20 protein-coding genes, 1 tRNA gene and 1 pseudogene are annotated in these 22466 nt (G+C 63.2%); 9 read left to right on the forward strand and 13 right to left on the reverse strand.

From position 1 onward, the window contains the following. Positions 1 to 40: 40 nt before the first annotated feature. On the forward strand, positions 41 to 982 hold the full coding sequence (locus L0U83_RS12030) for a carbohydrate kinase family protein (protein ID WP_158758653.1): 942 nt from the start codon (positions 41 to 43) through the stop codon (positions 980 to 982). Positions 983 to 1025: 43 nt separating this feature from the next. Then, complete coding sequence (locus L0U83_RS12035) at positions 1026 to 1502, forward strand: outer membrane lipoprotein (protein ID WP_233882929.1); 477 nt, start codon at positions 1026 to 1028, stop codon at positions 1500 to 1502. A gap of 270 nt (positions 1503 to 1772) precedes the next feature. Here L0U83_RS12035 and L0U83_RS12040 read toward each other — a convergent pair whose 3' ends face one another. From L0U83_RS12040 to L0U83_RS12070, 7 genes are all read right to left on the reverse strand, one after another. Further along, positions 1773 to 2351, reverse strand: coding sequence for a histone H1-like DNA-binding protein (locus L0U83_RS12040; RefSeq protein ID WP_069268515.1), 579 nt, complete (start codon positions 2349 to 2351; stop codon positions 1773 to 1775). 29 nt (positions 2352 to 2380) lie between these two features. Next, a complete protein-coding gene (locus L0U83_RS12045; protein WP_233882930.1) occupies positions 2381 to 2698 on the reverse strand; it encodes a hypothetical protein in 318 nt (105 codons plus the stop codon). A 94-nt stretch (positions 2699 to 2792) separates the two neighbouring features. Continuing rightward, complete coding sequence (locus L0U83_RS12050) at positions 2793 to 4016, reverse strand: ribonucleotide-diphosphate reductase subunit beta (RefSeq protein ID WP_233882931.1); 1224 nt, start codon at positions 4014 to 4016, stop codon at positions 2793 to 2795. 549 nt (positions 4017 to 4565) lie between these two features. Next, complete coding sequence (locus L0U83_RS12055; RefSeq protein ID WP_233882932.1) at positions 4566 to 7556, reverse strand: ribonucleoside-diphosphate reductase subunit alpha; 2991 nt, start codon at positions 7554 to 7556, stop codon at positions 4566 to 4568. A 560-nt stretch (positions 7557 to 8116) separates the two neighbouring features. Beyond that, positions 8117 to 8755, reverse strand: coding sequence for a 1,6-anhydro-N-acetylmuramyl-L-alanine amidase AmpD (gene ampD, locus L0U83_RS12060; protein ID WP_233882933.1), 639 nt, complete (start codon positions 8753 to 8755; stop codon positions 8117 to 8119). After that, a complete protein-coding gene (locus L0U83_RS12065) occupies positions 8752 to 9078 on the reverse strand; it encodes a PP0621 family protein (RefSeq protein ID WP_233882934.1) in 327 nt (108 codons plus the stop codon). Before L0U83_RS12065 ends, ampD begins: the two co-directional genes overlap by 4 nt. Before the next feature lie 22 nt (positions 9079 to 9100). Next, positions 9101 to 10036: a cytochrome C assembly family protein gene (locus tag L0U83_RS12070; RefSeq protein WP_233882935.1), complete on the reverse strand. Its 936-nt coding sequence runs from the start codon at positions 10034 to 10036 to the stop codon at positions 9101 to 9103. Between the two features lie 116 nt (positions 10037 to 10152). Between L0U83_RS12070 and ffh the strand changes: the two genes are divergently transcribed. After that, positions 10153 to 11520 (forward strand): signal recognition particle protein, encoded by a 1368-nt coding sequence (ffh, locus tag L0U83_RS12075; RefSeq protein ID WP_201700619.1) that lies wholly within the window; start codon positions 10153 to 10155, stop codon positions 11518 to 11520. Between the two features lie 146 nt (positions 11521 to 11666). Further along, positions 11667 to 12218, forward strand: a complete 552-nt coding sequence (locus tag L0U83_RS12080) for a hypoxanthine-guanine phosphoribosyltransferase (protein WP_028207817.1) — start codon at positions 11667 to 11669, stop codon at positions 12216 to 12218. Positions 12219 to 12303: 85 nt separating this feature from the next. On the opposite strand, the gene L0U83_RS12085 is transcribed toward L0U83_RS12080, so the two are convergent. Together L0U83_RS12085 and L0U83_RS12090 are read right to left on the reverse strand one after the other, a co-directional pair. Then, positions 12304 to 12903: a MarC family protein gene (locus tag L0U83_RS12085; protein WP_233882936.1), complete on the reverse strand. Its 600-nt coding sequence runs from the start codon at positions 12901 to 12903 to the stop codon at positions 12304 to 12306. Positions 12904 to 12938: 35 nt separating this feature from the next. Beyond that, a complete protein-coding gene (locus L0U83_RS12090) occupies positions 12939 to 14675 on the reverse strand; it encodes a proline--tRNA ligase (RefSeq protein ID WP_233882937.1) in 1737 nt (578 codons plus the stop codon). A gap of 251 nt (positions 14676 to 14926) precedes the next feature. Here L0U83_RS12090 and L0U83_RS12095 point away from each other — a divergent pair. Both L0U83_RS12095 and L0U83_RS12100 read left to right on the forward strand, forming a co-directional pair. Beyond that, positions 14927 to 15460, forward strand: a pseudogene (locus tag L0U83_RS12095) (RNA pyrophosphohydrolase); the annotation flags it as partial. Between the two features lie 269 nt (positions 15461 to 15729). After that, entirely contained in the window at positions 15730 to 16299 is a 570-nt protein-coding gene (locus tag L0U83_RS12100) for a CNP1-like family protein (protein ID WP_233882939.1), read from the forward strand. A 106-nt stretch (positions 16300 to 16405) separates the two neighbouring features. Here the strand turns inward: L0U83_RS12100 and proB are convergent, their stop codons facing one another. The 4 genes from proB to rplU form a co-directional block, all read right to left on the reverse strand. Further along, positions 16406 to 17524 carry a glutamate 5-kinase gene (gene proB, locus L0U83_RS12105; protein WP_233882940.1) on the reverse strand — a complete coding sequence of 373 codons (1119 nt, stop codon included), beginning with the start codon at positions 17522 to 17524 and terminating at the stop codon, positions 16406 to 16408. A gap of 85 nt (positions 17525 to 17609) precedes the next feature. Next, entirely contained in the window at positions 17610 to 18713 is a 1104-nt protein-coding gene (gene cgtA / locus L0U83_RS12110; protein WP_233882941.1) for an Obg family GTPase CgtA, read from the reverse strand. 201 nt (positions 18714 to 18914) lie between these two features. Further along, positions 18915 to 19178 carry a 50S ribosomal protein L27 gene (gene rpmA, locus L0U83_RS12115; RefSeq protein WP_233882942.1) on the reverse strand — a complete coding sequence of 88 codons (264 nt, stop codon included), beginning with the start codon at positions 19176 to 19178 and terminating at the stop codon, positions 18915 to 18917. Positions 19179 to 19204: 26 nt separating this feature from the next. Beyond that, entirely contained in the window at positions 19205 to 19516 is a 312-nt protein-coding gene (gene rplU, locus L0U83_RS12120) for a 50S ribosomal protein L21 (RefSeq protein ID WP_007180329.1), read from the reverse strand. Between the two features lie 290 nt (positions 19517 to 19806). On the opposite strand from rplU, the gene L0U83_RS12125 reads away from it, so the two are divergent. From L0U83_RS12125 to L0U83_RS12135, 3 genes are all read left to right on the forward strand, one after another. Then, positions 19807 to 20799, forward strand: a complete 993-nt coding sequence (locus L0U83_RS12125) for a polyprenyl synthetase family protein (protein WP_233882943.1) — start codon at positions 19807 to 19809, stop codon at positions 20797 to 20799. A 37-nt stretch (positions 20800 to 20836) separates the two neighbouring features. After that, a tRNA-Pro gene (locus L0U83_RS12130) sits at positions 20837 to 20913 on the forward strand. Positions 20914 to 21088: 175 nt separating this feature from the next. Continuing rightward, positions 21089 to 22408 (forward strand): HlyC/CorC family transporter, encoded by a 1320-nt coding sequence (locus L0U83_RS12135; RefSeq protein ID WP_233882944.1) that lies wholly within the window; start codon positions 21089 to 21091, stop codon positions 22406 to 22408. The last annotated feature ends 58 nt before the right edge of the window (positions 22409 to 22466 follow it).

Here is a 22466-nt window from a genome sequence, read left to right on the forward strand (position 1 = left end):
GCCGCCCCTTCTCCTACCACGCCCTACAGGAATTCCCGCCTTGGCTACGCTGATCTGTGGCTCGCTCGCCTACGACAACATCATGACCTTCGAAGGTCGCTTTCGGGAGCACATCCTGCCCGAGCAGGTTCACATCCTGAACGTGAGCTTTCTCGTGCCGACGATGCGCCGCGAGTTCGGCGGCTGTGCCGGCAATATCGCGTACGCGCTGCATCTGCTCGGCGGCGACGCGCGCATCATGGCGACGCTCGGTGCGGCCGACGCGCGCCCCTATCTCGAACGCCTCGACACGCTCGGCCTCTCGAAGGCGCACGTGCGTGTGCTGGACGACACCTGGTCCGCGCAGGCGATGATCACGACCGACCTCGAGAACAACCAGATCACCGCGTTCCACCCGGGTGCGATGATGCAATCGCACTTGAACCGCGCCGACGAAGCGCCCGGCATCAAGCTCGGCATCGTCGCGCCGGACGGCTTCGACGGCATGGTTCAGCACGTCGAGCAGTTCGCGAAGGCCGGCGTGCCGTTTATCTTTGATCCGGGTCAGGGTCTGCCGCTTTTCGACGGTGCGTCTTTGCGCCGCGCAATTGAACTTGCGACCTACGTAGCGGTCAACGACTACGAAGCCAACCTTGTCAGCCATCGCACCGGCTGGTCGTTCGATGAAATCGCCAGCCATGTCGACGCGCTGATCATCACGCGCGGCGAGCACGGCTCGCAGATCTACCACGGCGGCAAGATCGAGGAGATTCCTCCGGTCAAGGCCGCTCAGGTGCTCGATCCAACCGGTTGCGGCGATGCTTTCCGCGGCGGCCTGCTCTACGGCATCGAGAACGGCCTCGACTGGGCAACCACGGGGCGTCTCGCGAGCCTGATGGGTGCGCTCAAGATCGAGCATCTCGGTCCGCAGAACTATGCGCCCACGCGGGCGCAGATCAACGAACGGTTCAAGGAGGCATTCGGCTACGAACTGCCGAACTGAACGCGGGCGCCGCACACGAACGGCGCCCATTGGAGCTACGGGAATGAAAATAACAAGTCGTCTGATTGTTGCAGCCATGATCGCGGGGTCGCTCGCGATGTCGGGCTGCGCCTATAACAGCAGTTCCGCCGATGTGTACACGGCCTCGCAGGCGCAACGCGAGCAAACAGTGCGCATGGCCACGGTCGAATCCGTGCGCGCGGTGAAGATCAGCTCGAACAACGGCCAGCCTAGCGGCCTTGGCGCGATCGGCGGCGGCGCGCTCGGCGCGGTGGCTGGCAGTCAGATCGGCGGCGGCACGGGCTCGATCGTCACCGGCATCATCGGCGGCATTGCGGGCGCTGTGGCCGGCAACGCGGTCGAGAACGGCGTAGCCATGCGCGACGGCCTCGAGATCACCGTGCGCCTCGACAACGGCGACTACCGAGCGATCACGCAGACGGCGACCGGCGAAGTCTTCAACGCGGGCGACCGCGTGCGGCTGCTATCGAGCGGTGGTGTGACGCGCGTCACGCACTAAAGCTTTCCCCTGTACCGCAGCGGCGCCTCGCGCCGGATGCGGAACCTCAGGCGCATGTGCTCCCCTGTGCATGCGCCTTTTTTCATGTCCGCGCGCGGCATGAGCGTGACCTCTCACCCCCAACGTCAATTATTATGAAGTCCAGACGAAAAAAATCCCGCCGCGGACAACCCAGCGACGGGATTGGGATCGAGCCTTGCGCACAATGCCGCCCGGCCCGGCCAACGAAGCGCGCGAACGATGTAGCCTGCGCGCTTCGTCTCGGACTGCTTACGGACGGCTGCCGGTCGGGAACGGCCATGCTGCGGCCGGATTCAGGGCAGTCTTGACCGTTGCTGCGGGCGCGGACGGTTGCGCAGCAGGGGCAGCAGGTGCGGCAGCGGCCTTCGCAGGCGCCTTCTTGGCAGCCTTCTTGGCGGCAGCCTTCTTCGCAGGCGCAGCCTTCTTGGCAGCAGCCTTCTTCGCAGGCGCCTTCTTGGCTGCAACCTTCTTCGCAGCGACCTTCTTGGCCGCAGCCTTCTTCGCCGGCGCTGCCTTCTTCGCAGCAACCTTCTTCACGGCGACTTTCTTGGCTGCAACCTTCTTCGCTGCGGCCTTCTTCGCCGGTGCTGCCTTCTTCGCAGCAACCTTCTTCACGGCGACTTTCTTGGCTGCAACCTTCTTCGCTGCGGCCTTCTTCGCCGGTGCTGCCTTCTTCGCAGCAACCTTCTTCACGGCGACTTTCTTGGCTGCGACCTTCTTGACCGCGACCTTCTTCGCTGCGGCCTTCTTCGCCGGAGCTGCCTTCTTCGCTGCAACCTTCTTCACTGCGGCCTTCTTAGCCGCCGGTTTCTTCTTGGCAGTAGCCATTTTTTTTCTCCTTCAGGTTCAGATGAGAGTCAGTTCAAACTACACCCTTCGTCAAAACCCGCTTCCCGCGAACGCTTCTCACGGCGCACGCTGCGAAGCGGGCTATTCATCGGCGTACGCTGATCCCGCGCGCTTACGCTAATGAATGCGGTAAGGCGCGCCGTGCCACGAGGCTCAGCGCGCCAAGTCATTCCGGCGTCGGCTACCGACACCGGGCAACGTTCGTTGAAAGCGGCGGCTACATAGCCAGCGCGCTTTTCCGGGGGGAAGTTTGCCCATCCCTCTGAAGGGTTCGCAAAGTGCCTGTCACGTCGGTGAGCCAACCTGGCTCCGGGCATGCTTTGCATCAGGCGTTCCTGCTCCTAATCATCATGCCGGTCGAGGCGGCTCGCGCGCCGCCTCCGGCAACCCCAAAAGACTTGTTACCGCAGTGCGCCCGGGTTATTCCCAGGACAGCGCACCGCCCGTCTGATATTCGATCACGCGCGTCTCGAAGAAGTTGCGTTCCTTCTTCAAGTCGATCATCTCGCTCATCCACGGGAACGGATTCTCTTCGTTCGGGAACAGCTGATCGAGACCGATCTGCTGGCAACGGCGGTTGCAGATGAAGCGCAGATAGCTCTTGAACATCGATGCGTTCAGACCCAGCACGCCGCGCGGCATGGTGTCTTCAGCATAGCGGTACTCGAGGTCGACCGCATGTTTGAACAGTTCGGTGATCTCCGCACGGAACGCCGGGGTCCACAGGTGCGGGTTCTCAAGCTTGATCTGGTTGATGAGGTCGATGCCGAAGTTGCAGTGCATCGACTCGTCGCGCAGGATGTACTGGTACTGCTCCGCGGCGCCGGTCATCTTGTTCTGGCGGCCGAGCGCCAGAATTTGCGTGAAGCCCACATAGAAGAACAGGCCTTCCATGATGCAGGCGAACACGATGAGCGACTTGAGCAGATTCTGGTCGGCTTCGAGCGTGCCGGTCTTGAACGACGGATCGGTCAGCGTCTGGATGAACGGGATCAGGAACTCGTCCTTGTCGCGGATCGACTTGACCTCGTGGTACGCGTTGAAGATCTCGCTTTCGTCCAGCCCCAGCGACTCGACGATGTACTGGTAGGCGTGCGTGTGGATCGCCTCTTCGAACGCCTGGCGCAGCAGGAACTGGCGGCATTCGGGCGCCGTGATGTGCCGGTAGGTGCCGAGCACGATGTTGTTCGCGGCGAGTGAGTCGGCCGTCACGAAGAAGCCGAGGTTACGCTTGACGATACGGCGCTCGTCCTCGGTCAGACCGTTCGGGTCCTTCCACAGGGCGATGTCGCGGGACATGTTGATTTCCTGCGGCATCCAGTGGTTCGCGCAGCCCGCCAGGTATTTTTCCCAAGCCCACTTGTACTTGAACGGGACCAACTGATTCACGTCGGTCTGGCCGTTGATGATGCGCTTGTCGGCGACATTCACGCGCGCTTCGGTCGAGACCGGTGCTTGCGGCGGCGGTGCGACGGCGAAGTCGCTGGCGAAGATGTTGGTCGCCGTGGAAGCCTGAGGAGCGGAACGCAGACCAAACTGCATCTCGGCAGCCTGGACAGCCTGACCCGCGGGGTTGCGCATTGCGTTTTGCTGCGCACCGCTCGACGGAGTTACGGCCGTGATCTCGTCATCCCAGTTGAGCATAAATGTCACCATCAATTTAGATCGGTTTGTACCATCTTTTCGTGAGCGATAAAAGGGTTCGCACACGAAAAATCCTGTTTTCGATTCGCGTTGCGACCTCGATACAACACTTTGTTATCGCATCGTGTCGATTGCATCGCATGAGCACTGCGTAGAGCGCACTGCTTCGTCGTGCTCACTTCGCATGTGCGATGTGCTTCGAAGGTCTTCGCGACATCGAGAGCGTGTGTGAAAGACGGTGTTCGCCGCGCGCTTCTCACTCGCGCTGCAAGTGCGTTTTCACTCGCCGCTCACTGCTTGCCGCGCGCGGCGCTAGAAGCTCGCGCGGCCTTTAGTCTTGTCCCTGCGCGAAACTCCAGGGATTCCTTCCTGTTGCCTCTTTCGCGTACTGCAACACGCGGGGTGCGAGTTGCCGGGAGAGTCGGCGCGCATTGCGCGCGCCTCTTTCGTTGTTACATCTCGCTACGACCAACTACTGTTTACTACCGATGCTTCTTTCCTCGCGTGATGCGCGCGGCGCTGCACCGCACGCATCATGCGCAGCCAGCTTTACTGGCAAGCCTCGCACTCTTCGAAGCCAGGATCACCGGGACGCATCATGCACACCGGACCGTCTGCTTCCGGCGCGGCTTCGACTGCAGCTTCCGGTGCAGCCTGCATCGTGGTCGACCCTGCTGCACCGCCGAATGCGCCACCCGATGCGCCGCCGAACGCACCACCTGCATTGCCGCCACCTTCGCCGCCCGTCGGCACGGCGTTGAGCGCGCCGTGCGCAACCGTCGACTTCTCGACGTGCGTCGCCGCCATCGTGCGCAGGTAGTACGTGGTCTTCAGACCGCGCACCCAGGCGAGCTTGTAGATCTCGTCGAGCTTCTTACCCGATGCGCCCGCCATGAAGATGTTCAGCGACTGCGCCTGGTCGATCCACTTCTGGCGACGCGAAGCCGCTTCGACGAGCCACGTCGGATCGACTTCGAACGCCGTTGCATACACAGCGCGTAGATCAGGCGGCACGCGGTCGATGCGCGAGAGCATGCCGTCGAAGTACTTCAGGTCGGCGACCATGACTTCGTCCCACAGGCCGCGCGACTTCAGGTCGCGAACGAGGTAGTCGTTCACCACCGTGAATTCGCCCGAGAGGTTCGACTTCACGTAGAGGTTCTGGAACGTCGGTTCGATGCAAGGCGACACGCCGATGATGTTCGAGATGGTTGCGGTCGGTGCGATCGCGATGCAGTTCGAATTGCGCATGCCGTGCTCTGCGATGCGCTCGCGCAGCGACGTCCAGTCCATCGTTTCGCTCGAGTCGACTTCGACGTAGCCGCCACGCGCGTCGGCCAGCAGCTTGAGCGTGTCTTGCGGGAGGATGCCGCGATCCCACAGCGAGCCACGGTAGGTCGAGTAGCGGCCGCGCTCGGCTGCCAGCTCCGTCGACGCCCAGTACGCGTAGTAGCAGACGGCTTCCATCGAGCGGTCGGCGAACTCCACGGCCTCTTGTGAAGCAAACGGCGTGCGCAGAACGTGCAGGCAGTCCTGGAAGCCCATGATGCCCATGCCCACCGGACGGTGCTTCAGGTTCGAGTTGCGCGCCTTCGACACCGCGTAGTAGTTGATGTCGATGACGTTGTCGAGCATGCGCATCGCCACGCTGATGGTGCGCTTGAGCTTGTCGTGGTCGAGTGCGAACGTGCCGTCGGCCTGTTCGACCATGTGCGCAACCAGGTTCACCGAGCCCAGGTTACACACGGCGATTTCGCTGTCGCTCGTGTTCAGCGTGATTTCCGTGCACAGGTTCGACGAGTGGACGACGCCCACGTGCTGCTGCGGCGAACGGATGTTGCACGGATCCTTGAACGTGATCCACGGATGACCCGTTTCAAACAGCATGCCGAGCATCTTGCGCCACAGTTGCGCGGCCGGCAGCTTCTTGAACAGCTTGATCTCGCCGCGCGCGACCTTCTCTTCGTAAGCCGTGTAAGCCTGTTCGAACTCGGCGCCGAACTTGTCGTGCAGATCCGGGCAGGTCGAGGGCGAGAAGAGCGTCCAGTCGCCGCCTTCCATCACGCGCTTCATGAACAGGTCGGGAATCCAGTTCGCCGTGTTCATGTCGTGGGTGCGGCGGCGGTCGTCGCCGGTGTTCTTGCGCAGCTCGAGGAATTCTTCGATGTCGAGGTGCCACGATTCCAGGTATGCGCACACCGCGCCCTTGCGCTTGCCGCCCTGGTTCACGGCGACTGCCGTGTCGTTGACCACCTTCAGGAAGGGAACGACGCCCTGCGACTTGCCGTTGGTGCCCTTGATGTGCGAACCGAGCGCGCGCACGCGCGTCCAGTCGTTGCCCAGACCGCCAGCAAACTTCGAGAGCAGCGCGTTGTCCTTGAGCGCTTCGTAGATGCCGTCGAGGTCGTCGGCAACCGTCGTGAGATAGCACGACGAGAGCTGCGAGCGGTGCGTGCCCGAGTTGAACAGCGTGGGCGTGGACGACATGAAGTCGAACGACGAGAGCACGTTGTAGAACTCGATCGCGCGCGCTTCGCGGTCGATCTCGTTGAGCGAGAGGCCCATCGCGACGCGCATGAAAAATGCCTGAGGCATTTCGATGCGCGTGCCGTGCACGTGCAGGAAGTAGCGGTCGTAGAGCGTCTGCAGGCCGAGGTAGCCGAACTGCAGGTCGCGGCCAGCGTCGAGCGCGTTGCCGAGGCGCTTCAGGTCGAACTGCTGGAGCTTGTCGTCGAGCAGCCCGGCTTCGACGCCGCGCTTGATGAACTGCGGGAAGTAGTCCGCGTAACGCACGGCCATTTCGGATTGCGTTACTTCCTCTTCGAGAATTTCGCGACGGATCGTGTGCAGCAGGATGCGCGAGGTCGCCTGGCTATAGGCCGGGTCCTTTTCGATCATCGTGCGTGCAGCGAGGATGGCCGAGTCGTAGACCTGGGTCATCGGCACGCCGTCGTACAGATTCTTCACCGTTTCCGCGACGATCGGGTCAGCGTTGACCGCGTCGCCCAGACCCTCGCACGACGACACGATCAGCGCGCGCAGTGCTTGCATGTCGAGCGGGCGCGTCACGCCGTTGTCCGTGACGTTGATGCCAGGCGCTGCGGGCGCTGCCGTTTCCGGCGCGTGCGCGCGCTCCTGGTTGCGCTTCTCGCGATACAGGACATAGGCGCGCGCGACGTTGTGCTCGCCACCGCGCATCAGCGCGAGTTCGACCTGATCCTGGATGTCTTCGATATGGAACGTGCCGCCGTTCGGACGGCTGCGCACGAGTGCGCGCACGACGTTCTGCGTGAGCTGTTCGACGAGTTCGCGAACGCGCGCCGAAGCCGCGCCCTGGCCGCCGTTCACGGCGAGGAAGGCCTTCGTCATCGCGATCGCGACTTTCGAAGGTTCGAACGACACCACGCTACCGTTGCGGCGAATCACCTTGTGGTCGGCGAACTGCTGCGCGCTCGTCTGGCCTTCCTGCGGCTGGCCACCCAGCGTGTGCGCGGCGCTCGCGCTTTCATACCGGGTCGAGACGTTATCGGTCGTTTGCATGTGCAAAGCTCCTGGGTCCTGGAAAGGTGCGAAGAGAGTTCGCGGATTAGTACGGACGCCGACGCCGCGCCCCCGTGTGCGCGATCGATCGGGCAGAGAAAAAAGTCCAGCCTGGCGAGGCTGCCGGATGCGACAAGGCAGATGAATCACGGACTGCTTCGGTCTTCATCGTGGATGTCGCGATCATTGGCTGTACCTTCTCTCTCGATTACAGCCGGTGCGCCGGTTCTCTCGGCCGACGGCACCGTACAAAGTTTCTGTTTTTTCTATGCTGGTAACGCGCGCGGCGCCGTGCTCGTGAAGCGGGGCGCCGCGGTACAACACAACATATGGTGTGAAGCCTTGTTTCGGGTACAAAGTATAGTGGAAGAAACAAGGCGATCAAACGGCTTTTTTTGCTGGTCCTATCTTGACAAGACCGCAAGCCAAGCAGCGCGGGCCTTACCGGCCAATGCGCTTTCGAGTGGTCTGCGAGGAGCGCGCAAAGACCCTGCGTTTGCGCGCGAGAGGTGCTTATTTCTTGTGCAGCCGAGAGAGGAATTAGCCCGCGTTCGAACGTGTCACGACGCCGCGTCGTGCGCATCGCGCCCCTGGATATAGGGGAAGCTGGCGTCGGCGAGCTGCGTATCGTGTTTGAGGCGTGCCCAGTCGAAGTGTGGGCCGGGATCGGTCTTGCGCCCAGGGGCGATGTCTGAATGGCCGGCCAGCGCCTCGATCGGATAGTGCGCGGCGAGCGCCTTCACGAGCGCCGCGAGCGTGGCGTATTGCGCCGCCTCGAATGCCGTCGTATCGCTGCCTTCCAGTTCGATGCCGATGGCGAAATCGTTGCAACGCTCGCGCCCGAAGAAGCTCGATGCGCCCGCGTGCCACGCGCGCTCGTCGCACGAGACGAACTGCTCGAGCGCGCCATCGCGATGAATGACGAAGTGCGCCGAGACGCGCACGCCGCGCAGGTTGGCGTCGAAGTACGGATGCGCGTCGCAGTCGAGGCGGTTGAGGAACAGATCGGCGATCTCGGGGCCGCCGAATACGTTGGGCGGCAGGCTGATGTTGTGGACGACGATGAGCGTCGGCACGGCGCCTTGCGGACGCGCCTCGAAGTTGGGCGATGGCAGGCGGCGTGCGCCCGGCACCCAGCCTTGCGCATCGACTTCGTACGCGCGCAATCCTGGTATTTCTGGCGATGCAGCAGCGCTCATCGTGCGGGACGATTCTGGGCCGTGGTGCGCGCGTCGTAGGCGCGCGCGTGCTCGGAACTGCAGAACGAGCGCGTACCGACGTTCACCGATTCACTGCGCGGTGCATGCACCCCGCATTCGGCGCAGCGAACCATCGGCTCGGGCAGCGCGGCCTTGCCGCTCGCGCTCGCGCCGCCATTGGCGGTGCGCGCGGCGCCCTGCCCCGGCTGTGGACCCTGCCCGGGTTGAGCACCGGGACGAGCTTGCGTCTGCGCTCGGCGCAGAGCCTTGACGAACCACTGTCCGACCACGAACAGCAGCACGAGGAGAAAAATCTGTCTCATCGGAACACGCGACTCAAGCGACTCAAACCACAGGGCGGTGCAGCAGCACCTCGAAGACGAAACGGCTGCCCACATAAGCAAGCAGCAAGGCGATGAACGACGCGATCACCCAGCGTAGCGCGGCGCGTCCGCGCCAGCCGGAAATCTGGCGCGCGGTGAGCAGCGCGCCGAACATCAGCCACGAAAGGATCGCGAAAACGGTCTTGTGATCGAGCGAGAGCGGCCTGTCGATCAATTGCTCGCTGAACACGATGCCGGAAGCAAGCGTGGCCGTGAGCAACACGAAGCCCGCGCCGATCAGGCGGAACAGCAGCTTCTCCATCGTCAGGAGCGGCGGCAACGTCTCGATCCAGTTCGAGAGCCAGCCACCGCCGCGATTGCTCGCGTTGCGCTGGAAGCCGGCGCCCTTGAGCGCATGCAGCCGGCGCTCGACGGCGAGCATCAGCACGGCGTGCAACGCGGCGATCGCAAAGAGCCCATAGGCGACGTTCGCAATGACGAAGTGCAGCTTGAACATCGGCGCGGCCGCATAGGGCAGCACGCGCACGCCGCCGAACACGAGCGGCAGGATCGACGCGACTGCGGCCAACGGCAGCAGCAAAAGACGCAGGCCGTCGAGCGCAAAGAAAAAGCTCTCGATCCAGTAGATGCCGGCGCCGAGCCAGAACATGGCCGACAACGCGAAGGCGAAGCCGAACACCATTTCGTTGGCGGGGAAGATCGTCATGTGCAGCAGCACGCCGTGTGCGGCGAGCGCGACGAAGAGCAGCGCGCGCGAAAGCGGGCCGAAGTTGCGCGCGCGCAGGGCGTCACCATCCACGCCCGCGCCGAGCGTCACCGGAACGGGCGGCACGCTGCCAAGGAGCGGCGCGGTGCCCGCGCGGCGCAGCGCACGCCAGTCGGCGGCGCACAATCCGCCGTACAGGAGCACGGTGAGGGCATACAGTACAATATCCATGTTCGAAGTTTACTATAGGCCCCCTGGCCGCGCGGCAAACACTCAGAAGCGCGACGAAACGCGGCGCTTTCCCATTTGGCGCGCGCGGGCCGGGCCGCACTGCTCACAGCCTCCCCATGCTCGACAATCTCACTCAACGGATGGCGCGCGTCGTCAAGACGCTGCGCGGCGAAGCCCGGCTGACCGAAGCCAATACGCAGGAAATGCTGCGCGAGGTGCGTCTCGCCCTGCTCGAAGCGGACGTGGCGCTGCCCGTCGTGCGCGAATTCATCGCCAAGGTGAAGGAGAAGGCGCTCGGCGAGGAAGTGATCGCCAGCCTGTCGCCGGGCCAGGCGCTCGTCGGCGTGGTGCAGCGCGAGCTGACCGCCGTGATCGGCGGCGACTACGAAGGCAAGGCTGCCGAACTCGATCTCGCCGTCACACCGCCTGCCGTCATCCTCATGGCGGGTCTGCAGGGCGCGGGTAAGACCACCACGGTCGGCAAGCTCGCCAAGCTCCTGCGCGAGAAGTACAAGAAGAAGGTCCTCACCGTTTCGTGCGACGTCTACCGCCCTGCCGCCATCGCGCAGTTGAAGACGGTGACGGAACAGGTCGGCGCCGACTTCTTCCCCTCGCAGCCGGACCAGAAGCCCGTCGAGATCGCCGCCGCCGCGGTCGACTGGGCCAAGCGCCACTATCACGACGTGCTGCTCGTCGACACGGCCGGCCGCCTCGGTATCGACGAGGCGATGATGAACGAGATCACCGCGCTGCACGCGTCGCTCAAGCCGGCTGAAACGCTCTTCGTGGTCGACGCGATGCTCGGCCAGGACGCGGTCAATACCGCGAAGGCGTTCAACGACGCCCTGCCGCTCACCGGTGTCGTGCTCACCAAGCTCGACGGCGACTCGCGCGGTGGCGCGGCGCTCTCCGTGCGCCACATCACGGGCAAGCCGATCAAGTTCGTCGGCGTCGCAGAAAAGCTCGACGGCCTCGAGGTGTTCCACCCGGACCGCATGGCGAACCGTATTCTCGGCATGGGCGACATTCTCGCGCTCGTCGAGGAAGCGCAGCGCGGCGTGGACGTGCAGGCCGCGCAAAAGCTCGCCGACAAGGTCAAGAAGGGCGGCGACTTCGACCTCAACGACTTCCGCGCGCAGCTCTCGCAGATGAAGAACATGGGCGGCCTGTCGTCGCTCATGGACAAGCTGCCCGCCCAGTTCCAGCAGGCCGCCTCGGGTGCCGACATGGGCCAGGCCGAGAAGCAGATGCGCCGCATGGAAGGCATCATCAACTCGATGACGCCCGCCGAGCGAGCCAAGCCCGAACTCATCAAGGCCACGCGCAAGCGCCGCATCGCGGCGGGCGCGGGCGTGCAGGTTCAGGAAGTGAATCGCATGCTCAACCAGTACGACCAGATGCGCACCATGATGAAGAAGTTGAAGGGCGGCAATCTGCAAAAGATGATGCGCGGCATGAAGGGCATGATGCCCGGCATGCGCTGATCCTGCGGGCCGCGCTGCGCACATCGCGCGCACGGCGGCCCTACTCGACGCGGCGCGCGACGGACCAAATGCGCGGGTTTATGCTGTAGCGCGCGCCGCCGTTATTTTCCACACTTCATAGCTACAGCTACCTTCCCGCCAGAGTCATGAATCGCGAAGAAGCCCTGCACATTTTCCGCCACTCCGAAGAGATCGTTTCGGAGGGCGATGTCAATGCGTCGATCGGCCGGATGGCCGAAGCCATCCGTGCCGAGATCAGCGAGGACTTCCCGCTCGTGCTGTCGGTGATGGGCGGCGCCGCCGTGTTCACCGGCATGCTGCTGCCGCACCTCGATTTCCCGCTCGAGTTCGACTACATCCACCTCACGCGCTACCGCAACGCCATCAAGGGCAGCGCCGAGATGCAATGGCGCGTGGCGCCGCGCGAGTCGGTGAAAGACCGCGTGGTGCTCGTGCTCGATGACATCCTTGACGAAGGCGAGACCATGGCCGCGATTCGCGACCGCATCATGGACATGGGCGCGAAGCGTTTCCTCTCGGCCGTGCTGTGTGAGAAGACCCTCACGAAGGCCAAGCCGCTGCATCCCGACTACTGCGGTTTTTCGGTGCCGGACCGCTACGTGTTCGGCTGCGGCATGGACGCCAAGGGTTACTGGCGCAATCTGCCGACCATCCGTGCGCTGACCGAAGGCGCGTGAAGCGCGCGTCGTCTCTCTGAAGCGCCATGAAAAAAGCAGCCCGCGGGCTGCTTTTTATTGCCTGCGACGCCCGCTGCATGCGGCATCAGAGGTGATGCACAAAGGTAGCGATGCCCGCGAGGATCATCTCCACCGATATCGCGACGAGCACGAGGCCCATCAGCCGCTCGAAGGCCGTCACTACACGCTCGCCCAGCCACTGCTGAATGCGCTCCGCCATCACCAGCACAATCGCGCAGATCACCATCGTCACGACGAGCGCCGCCATCCATTCATAAAGTTTGCCGGGCGCCTGCGAGGTGAGCAGCATGACCGTGGCGAGCGCCGAAGGCCCCGCGAGCGCGGGAATGGCGAGTGGCACGATGAGCGGCTCGCCGCCCTTGTCGCCACCGCCGAACGGCCCGCCCGGATGAGGAAAAATCATGCGCAGCGCGATGAGGAACAGCACAATGCCGCCGCCGATACGCAACGACGTGTCCGTGAGCCCCATCATGCGCAGGAAGCTGTTGCCCGCAACCATGAAGATGAGGAGGATCACGAACGCAATCGCGACCTCGCGCAGGATCACGATCGCGCGACGCTGCTTGGCAACGCCGCGCAGGCAAGTGATGAAAAGCGGAATGTTACCGAGCGGGTCGGTGATGAGGAGCAGCAGGACCGTAGCGGACAGAAAACTGTACTCCACGCTCGCAGCGCTCCTTTAACCGTGATGGATCGTTGTTAAACCGCAAGCGCCGCGCGGACCTTCTGTGCCACCGTCTGCGCAGCCTCATCGGCGGGGAGCAGCGTCGCTTCGGTGTCGCGGCGGCCCTGGTACTCGATCTTGCCGTCCTTCAAGCCGCGTTCGCCGATCACGAGACGATGCGGCACGCCGATCAGCTCCCAGTCGGCGAACATCACGCCCGGGCGCTCGCCGCGGTCGTCGAGGATCACGTCCACGCCCGCTTTGACGAGTTCGTTGTAGACGCGCTCGGCGTGCTCGCGCACGAGTTCGCTGCGGTCCATGCCCATCGGGCACACGACGACCTGGAACGGCGCGATCGATTCAGGCCAGATGATGCCCTTGTCGTCGAAGTTCTGCTCGATGGCTGCCCCAAGAATACGCGTGATGCCGATGCCGTAGCAGCCCATCTGCATCGGCGCAGGCTTGCCGTTTTCGGCGAGGAACGTGGCGTTCATCGCTTCCGAGTATTTCGTGCCAAGCTGGAACACGTGGCCCACTTCGATGCCGCGGCAGATGTCGATCACGCCCTTGCCGTCCGGCGAGGGATCGCCCTTCTTCACGTTGCGGATGTCGGCGACTACCGGCTCCGGCAGGTCGCGGCCCCAGTTCACACCCGTGGTGTGGAAGTCGACTTCATTCGTGCCCACCACGAAGTCACTCATGTTCGCGACCGTGCGGTCTGCGATCACCTTGACAGGCTTCTTCGTGTTGAGCGGACCGAGGTAGCCCGGCGGCGTGCCGAACCACTCGACGATTTCCGCTTCGGTAGCGAAGCGGAAGCCGCTCAGGCCTTCGAGCTTGCCGACCTTGATCTCGTTCAGATCGTGGTCGCCGCGCAGCATCAACAGCCAGATGGTCGGCTCGGCGCCTTCGTTGTCCGTCGCGAGGACGATCGACTTGATCGTGCTTTCGAGCGGAATGCCGAGGAGTTCAGCCACGGCTTCGCACTTGGCCGCGCCCGGCGTGGGCGTTTTCGTGAGCGCTTGCGTGGGGGCGCCGCGCTGCGCGATGAGCGGCAGCGCTTCGGCGGCCTCGACGTTGGCTGCGAATTCCGAGGTCGGGCAGTAGGCGATATCGTCCTCGCCCGTTTCCGCGATCACGTGGAATTCGTGAGAACCGCTGCCGCCGATCGAACCGTTGTCGGCCGCGACCGCGCGGAACTGCAAGCCAAGACGCGTGAAGATGCGCACGTAAGCGTCGTACATCTTCTGGTACGAGAGCTTGAGACCTTCGACGTCCTTATCGAACGAATACGCGTCCTTCATGATGAATTCGCGCCCGCGCATCACGCCGAAACGGGGACGGATTTCGTCGCGGAACTTCGTCTGCACCTGATAGAAGTTCACCGGCAATTGACGATAGCTCTTGATCTGGCCACGCGCGATGTCAGTGACGACCTCTTCGTGCGTCGGGCCCATCACAAAATCGCTCTGCTTGCGGTCCTTGAAGCGCAGCAGTTCCGGCCCGTATTTCTCCCAGCGACCCGATTCCTGCCACAGTTCGGCCGGCTGCACGGCCGGCATGAGCAGCTCGATTGCGCCCGCGCGGTTCATTTCCTCGCGCACGATCTGCTCGACCTTGCGGATCGAACGCAGGCCGATCGGCAGATAGTTGTAGATGCCGCCAGCGATGCGACGGATCATGCCCGCGCGAACCATCAGCTTGTGGCTGACGATTTCCGCGTCAGCGGGTGCTTCCTTCAGGGTGCCGATAAAGAAACGGGAGGCTTTCATTCAAATTATCCAAAAGCGGCGGCCCGGTGCAGACCGCCCGAAGAAGTGACCAACGGAGGAGTTCACGAACCCATCATTATGACAACGCGCCACGTGCCGCGCCGATGACGCCGGCCAGATTCGAAGCCGATCGCGCCCCGTGACCGTTTTGCGCGGTCGCGGCCATTCGCTCAACTTTCCGGACGGCGGGTGCGTGAGGACCGTTATCTGTTTATAATCAAAGCAATTTTAAAGGATTCGAAGGTGGTTGTATGCTGGATCGTGAGGGGTTTCGCCCGAACGTCGGCATCATCCTCTTGAACGCGCGAAACGAGGTGTTTTGGGGCAAGCGGGTTCGCGAACATTCCTGGCAGTTTCCGCAAGGGGGCATCAAGTATGGTGAAACCCCCATGCAGGCAATGTTTCGGGAGTTGCACGAAGAAACCGGTTTGCATCCGGAGCACGTCAAGATCGTCGGTCGCACACGCGACTGGTTGCGTTATGAGGTGCCGGACAAGTTCATCAAGCGCGAAGTGCGCGGCCATTATCGCGGTCAGAAACAGATCTGGTTTCTGCTGCGTATGGTCGGGCGCGACTGCGATATCTGCCTGCGGGCAACGGAGCATCCCGAGTTCGATGCGTGGCGCTGGAACGAATACTGGGTGCCGCTCGAAGCGGTCATCGAGTTCAAGCGTGACGTGTATCAGCTCGCGCTGACCGAGCTCTCGCGCTTCCTGCGTCGGCCCTCGCCGCGTCAGGAGCGCTTGGGCGTGCAGGCTCACGAGGTGCGTTACCCGCGCATCGTGACGTCGGCGCACGCAGACGCGGTGCATGCCGAGCCGTCGTACGAGGGTGCAATAGAATGCGTGCCCGAACGTACGCCGATCGAAAGCGATTGCGCGTCGGCGCAGAGTATCATCGAGCCTGCGCAGGACGAGCAGGATCAAGGGGCTTGAGCCAACGCAAAGAACGCCCGAACCGGCGGGGCCCGGCGCACTACGCGCCGGGCCCCGCCGGTTCGCATTCGCGGCGCAGTTCGTTCGTAACGCGCGCCCGTGCTTCGAGGAAAACCAATTTGAAACGATTTGCTCTTGCTGCGGCATGCGCCGCAGGCGGTGTAGTGCTTGTGTCAGGACTGGCCGCGTGCTCCAGTTCCGGTCCCACGAACAAGGACGACAGCGCGTTCGTCTACCTTCTGGACCGCAAGGGTGAATGGCAGGAAAACAAAATCGAGAGCCTTCCGCCGCTGCCGCAGGCCGGCGCGACGCTGCTGCCGTTCGACGTCTCGAACAATTCGCCGCTCAAGTTCGCCATCGACCCTGCTTCGCTCACGGTCGGCACGGATGGCGTCGTGCGCTACACGATCGTCATCACGAGCCCGTCTGGCGCGCGTAACGTGAACTACGAAGGGATTCGCTGCGACACCTACGAGTGGCGCCTCTACGCGAGCCTCGACGCCGATCACAACGGCTGGGACCAGACCGTCGCGAACAACTGGTCGCGCATCGAAAACGGCACGCTCAACGCGTACCAGTCGAGGCTCTATCAGGACTACTTCTGCGCCAACAAGATACCGATCGCGAAAGCGCCGACCCTCATCGAGAATCTGCGCTACGGCCGCACGCAGTCGACGCTGGTGCGCTAAAAGCCGCGCCACCGCATGCGGTGATTGGCATGAAAAAAGCCGCTGTGGCCCTTAGCCACAGCGGCTTTTCAACTTTTGGCGATGCGCGGCTGGTTGGGAGCGGCCGTCAAACCAGCACGAGATTGTCGCGGTGGATAAGCTCCGGCTCGAGCATATACCCGAGAATGCCCTCGATCTCACCGCTCGGATGACGCTGGATCAGCTTCGTTTCCGCGCTGCTGTAGTTGGTGAGCCCGCGCGCCACTTCCACGCCCGCGCCGTTCAGGCAAGCGATCACTTCACCGCGCGCAAACGCGCCCTGAACGCCGGTCACGCCGATCGGCAGCAGGCTCTTGCCATCTGCCGTGAGCTTCTGGACCGCGCCGTCATCGATCACGACGTGGCCGCGCACCTGAAGGTGGTCGGCCATCCATTGCTTGCGCGCCGCCATGCGCGCCGTGCGTGCGATGAGCTGCGTGCCGATCGCCTCGCCCGCTGCGAGCCGCACGAGCACTTGCGCTTCGCGCCCGCTCGCGATGACCGTATTCGCGCCGCTGTGCGCGGCGCGCTTGGCAGCGAGGATTTTGGTGAGCATGCCGCCACGGCCGATGCTCGACCCCGCGCCGCCCGCCATTGCCTCGAGCTCCGGCTTGCCTGCGTCGGCTTCCTGCACGAGCGTTGCGCTCGGGTCCTTGCGCGGATCGGCCGTATACAGGCCGGTCTGGTCGGTGAGGATGATGAGCGCATCGCCTTCGATCAGGTTCGCGACGAGTGCGCCGAGCGTGTCGTTGTCGCCGAACTTGATTTCGTCGGTGACCACAGTGTCGTTCTCGTTGATGATCGGCACGACGCCCAGGCGCAGCAGCGTGAGCAACGTGGAACGCGCATTGAGATAGCGCTCGCGGTCAGCCAGGTCGGCGTGCGTGAGCAGGATCTGCGCGGTGCGAATGTCGTGCTCTGCAAAGCGGCTCTCGTACACCTGCGCGAGTCCCATCTGCCCGACTGCCGCAGCGGCCTGAAGCTCGTCGATCTCGCGCGGTCGCTTCGTCCAGCCGAGCCGTTGCATGCCTTCGGCGATCGCGCCCGAACTCACGAGCACGACTTCCTTGCCCTGCGCACGCAGCGCCGCAATCTGCGCGGCCCAGCGGCCGATTGCCGCATGATCGAGCCCGCGGCCGTCGTTGGTGACGAGGCTCGACCCGACTTTCACTACCAGACGCCGCGAATCGGCGATGACGGAACGCATGCTGCGCGATCTCCCAAATGACTGATGACGCGTGAAGCTTCCTGGGCACGGCCGACGCGGCTCGCGCGCCGGCCGGTGCGGCGATTTACTCCTGCGGCTGCCCCGCGTTCCCGCTTTGCCCCTCACGGAAGCGCACGTCGGATGCGAGGTCTTCGGCTTCCTCAGCACGGCGCGCGTCCGAGTGCGCGGAGACGTAGTCGTACACCGCGTAGCACAGGTTTTCGCAGCCCTGCCCCGTGAGCGCGGAGATCTCGAACACAGGCCCTTCCCACTCGAAGCGCTTCACGAAGTCGGCAATGCGCTCGGCACGCTCGTCCTCCGGCACCATGTCGAGCTTGTTCAGCACGAGCCAGCGCGGCTTTTCAAAAAGCGTCTCGTCGTACTTGCGCAACTCGCCGACGATCGCCTTTGCCTCCGCAACCGGATCGACGCTTTCATCGAACGGCGCGAGATCGACCAGATGCAGCAGCAGGTTCGTGCGCTGCAGGTGGCGCAGGAACTGATGACCGAGGCCCGCGCCTTCGGCGGCGCCTTCGATCAGGCCCGGAATATCGGCGATCACGAAGCTCTTGCTCGGCCCCACGCGCACCACGCCCAGATTTGGCGCCAGCGTCGTGAACGGGTAGTCGGCAATCTTGGGCTTCGCGTTCGACACCGAGGCGATGAACGTGGACTTGCCCGCGTTCGGCATGCCGAGCAGGCCGACGTCGGCCAGCACTTTCAGTTCCAGCTTGAGCATGCGGCGCTCGCCGGGCTTGCCGTCGGTCTTCTGACGCGGCGCGCGGTTCGTGGACGACTTGAAATGCAGGTTGCCGAGGCCACCCGCGCCGCCCTTCGCGACCATCACCTGCTGCTCGTGCTCGGTCAGGTCGGCGATCAGTTCGCCCGTGTCCTGGTCGGTGATGACCGTGCCCACCGGCATGCGCAGCGTGATGTCGTCGCCGCCCTTGCCGTAGCAGTCGGAGCCACGGCCGTTCTCGCCATTACGCGCCTGGTGCTTTTTCGTGTACCGGTAATCGATGAGGGTGTTGATGTTGCGGTCGCCGACCGCGTAGACGCTGCCGCCGCGCCCGCCGTCACCGCCGTCCGGCCCGCCGAACGGGACGAACTTCTCGCGTCGCATCGACGCGCTGCCATCGCCCCCATCGCCGGCGATGACTTCGATCTTCGCTTCGTCAATGAACTTCATGAGTTACTCCGTCCCGTGAATGTCGATATTTTGCCCGCCATGGCCGAAACTGGCCAACCTGGCTGAACGGCCAACGACGCTCTCAAATCCAAACGGAAGCCCGTTACGACCCCGATAGACCGCAGATAAACAAAAAGGCCCCGCAAACTTCGCGGGGCCTTCCTAGCGTCGCGTGTAGCCCGCTCGCGAGCGGTCTAAAGCTTAGGCCGCTGCCGGGACGACGTTGACCTTTTGCTTGTTGGCTGCGCCCTTGGTCGTGAACGAGACATGACCGTCGACCAGCGCGTAGAGCGTGTGGTCCTTGCCGATGCCGACGTTCAGGCCCGGGTGCATACGCGTACCGCGCTGGCGAACGATGATGCCGCCTGCGAGGATAGCCTGGCCGCCGAACACCTTCACGCCAAGTCGTTTCGACTCTGAGTCGCGGCCGTTACGTGACGACCCGCCTGCCTTTTTGTGTGCCATTTGTTTGCTCCTTTACCTGCGTGCGCTTACGCGTTGATCGCGTCGATGCGCAGTTCGGTGTAGTTCTGGCGGTGGCCGCCATGCTTCTGGTAGTGCTTCCGGCGACGCATCTTGAAGATGGTCACTTTGGCGTGTCGGCCTTGCGACACAACGGTGGCCTTGACGGAAGCCCCACTGACCAGCGGCGTACCGAACTTAATCGATTCGCCTTCGCCCACTGCGAGAACCTGGTCGAGCGTGATTTCTGCGTCAATGTCAGCCGGTATCTGTTCTACTTTAAGTTTTTCGCCAACGGCAACTTTGTACTGCTTGCCGCCGGTTTTTATGACCGCGTACATTGAGAACCTCACTCTGAGTAATCTTTTCAGGCACACTGCGCGCCCGAAACCTTAGATTATACATAGAGTTAGCTGCGCGGTCAAAAGGCTTGCAAGTCCGTTGCAGGTGTGCGCGAGGGACTTCGGGGCCGCCAGACGGGTCAGCGGCTGTCCGATCGGCACAGCGCCAGGATCCATGCGCCCGCCCGGGCCGCATGAAAATAGAGGGAGCCATCAGCCTGACGGCAGCGGAGCGTCCGGCATGCCGTCGATTCGCCTTATAATCCGCGGCACTACCCATATTTGCCATCATGTCGTCCACCGCCACCCCATCCCCCAGCGCAGCCACCCTGCTCGCCCCCATCGCCAGTGACATGGAGCAGGTGAATCGTGTCATCCGGCAAAGTCTGGCGTCCGAGGTGATGCTGATCAACCAGATCTCCGAGTACATCATCGGCGCGGGCGGCAAGCGGCTGCGTCCGGCGCTACTGCTGATGGTGGCCGGCGCGCTCGGCGACCGCGGCACGGAGCGTCATGTGCTCGCGGCGGTCGTCGAGTTCATTCACACGGCTACGCTCCTGCACGACGACGTCGTCGACGAATCGGACCTGCGTCGCGGCCGCCAGACGGCCAACGCGCTGTTCGGCAACGCCGCCAGCGTGCTCGTAGGCGACTACCTGTATTCGCGCTCGTTCGAGATGATGGTGGGCGTCGGCAAGATGCGCGTGATGGAAATTCTCTCGGCGGCCACGACGATCATCTCCGAAGGTGAAGTCCTGCAGCTCCTGAACATGCACGACGCTGACGTGGACACCGACCGCTACATGCAGGTGATCCGCTACAAGACCGCCAAGCTTTTCGAAGCCGCGGCGCAGCTCGGCGCGGTGCTTTCGGGGGCGGATGCGCGCACCGAGGAGGCCGCGGCCGAGTACGGGCGGCGCATCGGCACGGCATTCCAGATCATGGACGACTGGCTCGACTACACGGGCACGCCCGAATCGATGGGCAAGAACGCTGGCGACGACCTGCGCGAAGGCAAGCCCACGCTGCCGCTCATCTGGCTGATCGAGCACGGCACGGCTGCGGAAGCCGCGCTTGCGCGCGAAGCGATCGAGCAAGGCGGCACGACGCGCTTCGACGAAATTTTCGCGGCAATTACCCGCTCGGGCGCGCTCGAACACACGCTGCAATGCGCGCGTGCCGAGGCGCAGGCCGCTGCCGACGCGATTTCAGCGTTCCCCTCTTCCATTTACAAAGATAGCCTGCTAGAATTATGTTCTTACTCGACGACGCGCCTGTCTTGAAACAGACAAAGCGAGTTGTGGAGTCCAGCAGTAAATTCGGGGTGTAGCTTAGCCTGGTAGAGCGCTACGTTCGGGACGTAGAGGCCGGAGGTTCGAATCCTCTCACCCCGACCAGAATTCAGAAAAAACCGCGCATGCATTGCGCGGTTTTTTTTTCGTCTGTACCTCCTGTGCAGCGGGCCACGCGTGGGCGCGCCGGCAGAGGCCTTGTCCGTTCGGCCAGTGGCCCTGGAAGTGCGGGACCCCTCTGTTATAGTTTCCCCATCCGCCCCCCTCATTTTCTCGACGCGTGGACCACCTTCCCTTATGGGCGCAGATTTGCGCCGTCTTCGTCCTGCTCATCTGCTCCAGCTTTTTCTCCATCTCCGAAACGGCGATGATGGCGCTCAATCGCCATCGGCTCAAATACCTCGCCAATCACGGCACGCTCGGCGCGAAGACCACCCAGAAGCTGCTCGCGCGCACCGACCTGCTGCTTTCGGTGATCCTGATCGGCAACAACCTCTTCAACACCATCATCCCGGTCCTCACGACCTCGATCGCGCTCCATACCTTCGGCCGCAATAATCTCGTGCTCTCGATCGCAACGGGCATCGTTGCGTTTCTCATCATCGTGTTCGCGGAAATCACGCCGAAGATTGTGGGCGCAACTTTCCCGGAAAAGATCGCGCTGCCGGCGAGCCTCCTGATCGCGCCGCTCATGCGTGTGACGAAGCCACTCATCTGGTTCGTCAACATGTTCGCGAACACGATCTTGCGCATACTGCACATCAATACGCACAAGGCGCATGACCAGCGGCTCTCCACCGAGGAGTTGCGCACCATCGTGCTCGAGTCGGGCAGCTTCATGCCGACCAAGCACCGCAGCATCTTGCTGAACCTGTTCGATCTGGAGAACATCACCGTCGACGACGTGATGATTCCCCGCCGGCGCATCGAGGCGCTCGACTACGACGCCCCGCTCGAAGAAATCCTGCATCAGCTCGAGACCTGCTATCACAACAAGCTGATCGTCTATCAAGGCGACATCGACCGCGTACTCGGCGTGCTGCATGTGCGCAAGACGCTGGCCGCGCTGCACAACCAGGAATTCGAGCGCGAGACGTTGCGCGAACTGCTCACCGAGCCGTATTTCGTGCCCACCGGCACGCCCGGGTTCCAGCAACTTCAGTACTTCCAGGAAAGCCGCCATCGCATCGCGCTCGTCGTGAACGAGTACGGCGAGATGGAAGGGCTCGTCACGCCCGAAGACATCATCGAGGAGCTGATCGGCGAATTCACCACGTCGATGCCGCGCAGCGGCACCGGACGTGGCGGCTGGAACGAAGAAGGCGAATGCATCGTGCCGGGCAGCATGCCTTTGCGCGAACTCAATCGCTGGCTTCATATCAAGCTGCCCACGGACGGTCCCAAGACGCTCAACGGCCTGATCCTCGAGGTGCTCGAAGAGATTCCCGAGGGCGACGTGTGCCTGCAGATCGGCGACGTGAAGCTCGAAGTGTTGCGCAGCGATGACCAGGCCGTACGCACGGTCAAGCTCTTCAAGCCGGGCGCCAAGCCGCGCCAGGGCACGCTGCAAAAGGCGAAGAAGCTGCTTCCGGGACGTTAGCCGTTCGGCCAGGTGGCGGCGCAGTGCGCTTCACGCCATGATGAAGGCGTCATTTGTT

Origin of the sequence: Paraburkholderia flagellata (assembly GCF_021390645.1) — a bacterium.
Lineage (GTDB): Bacteria > Pseudomonadota > Gammaproteobacteria > Burkholderiales > Burkholderiaceae > Paraburkholderia > Paraburkholderia flagellata.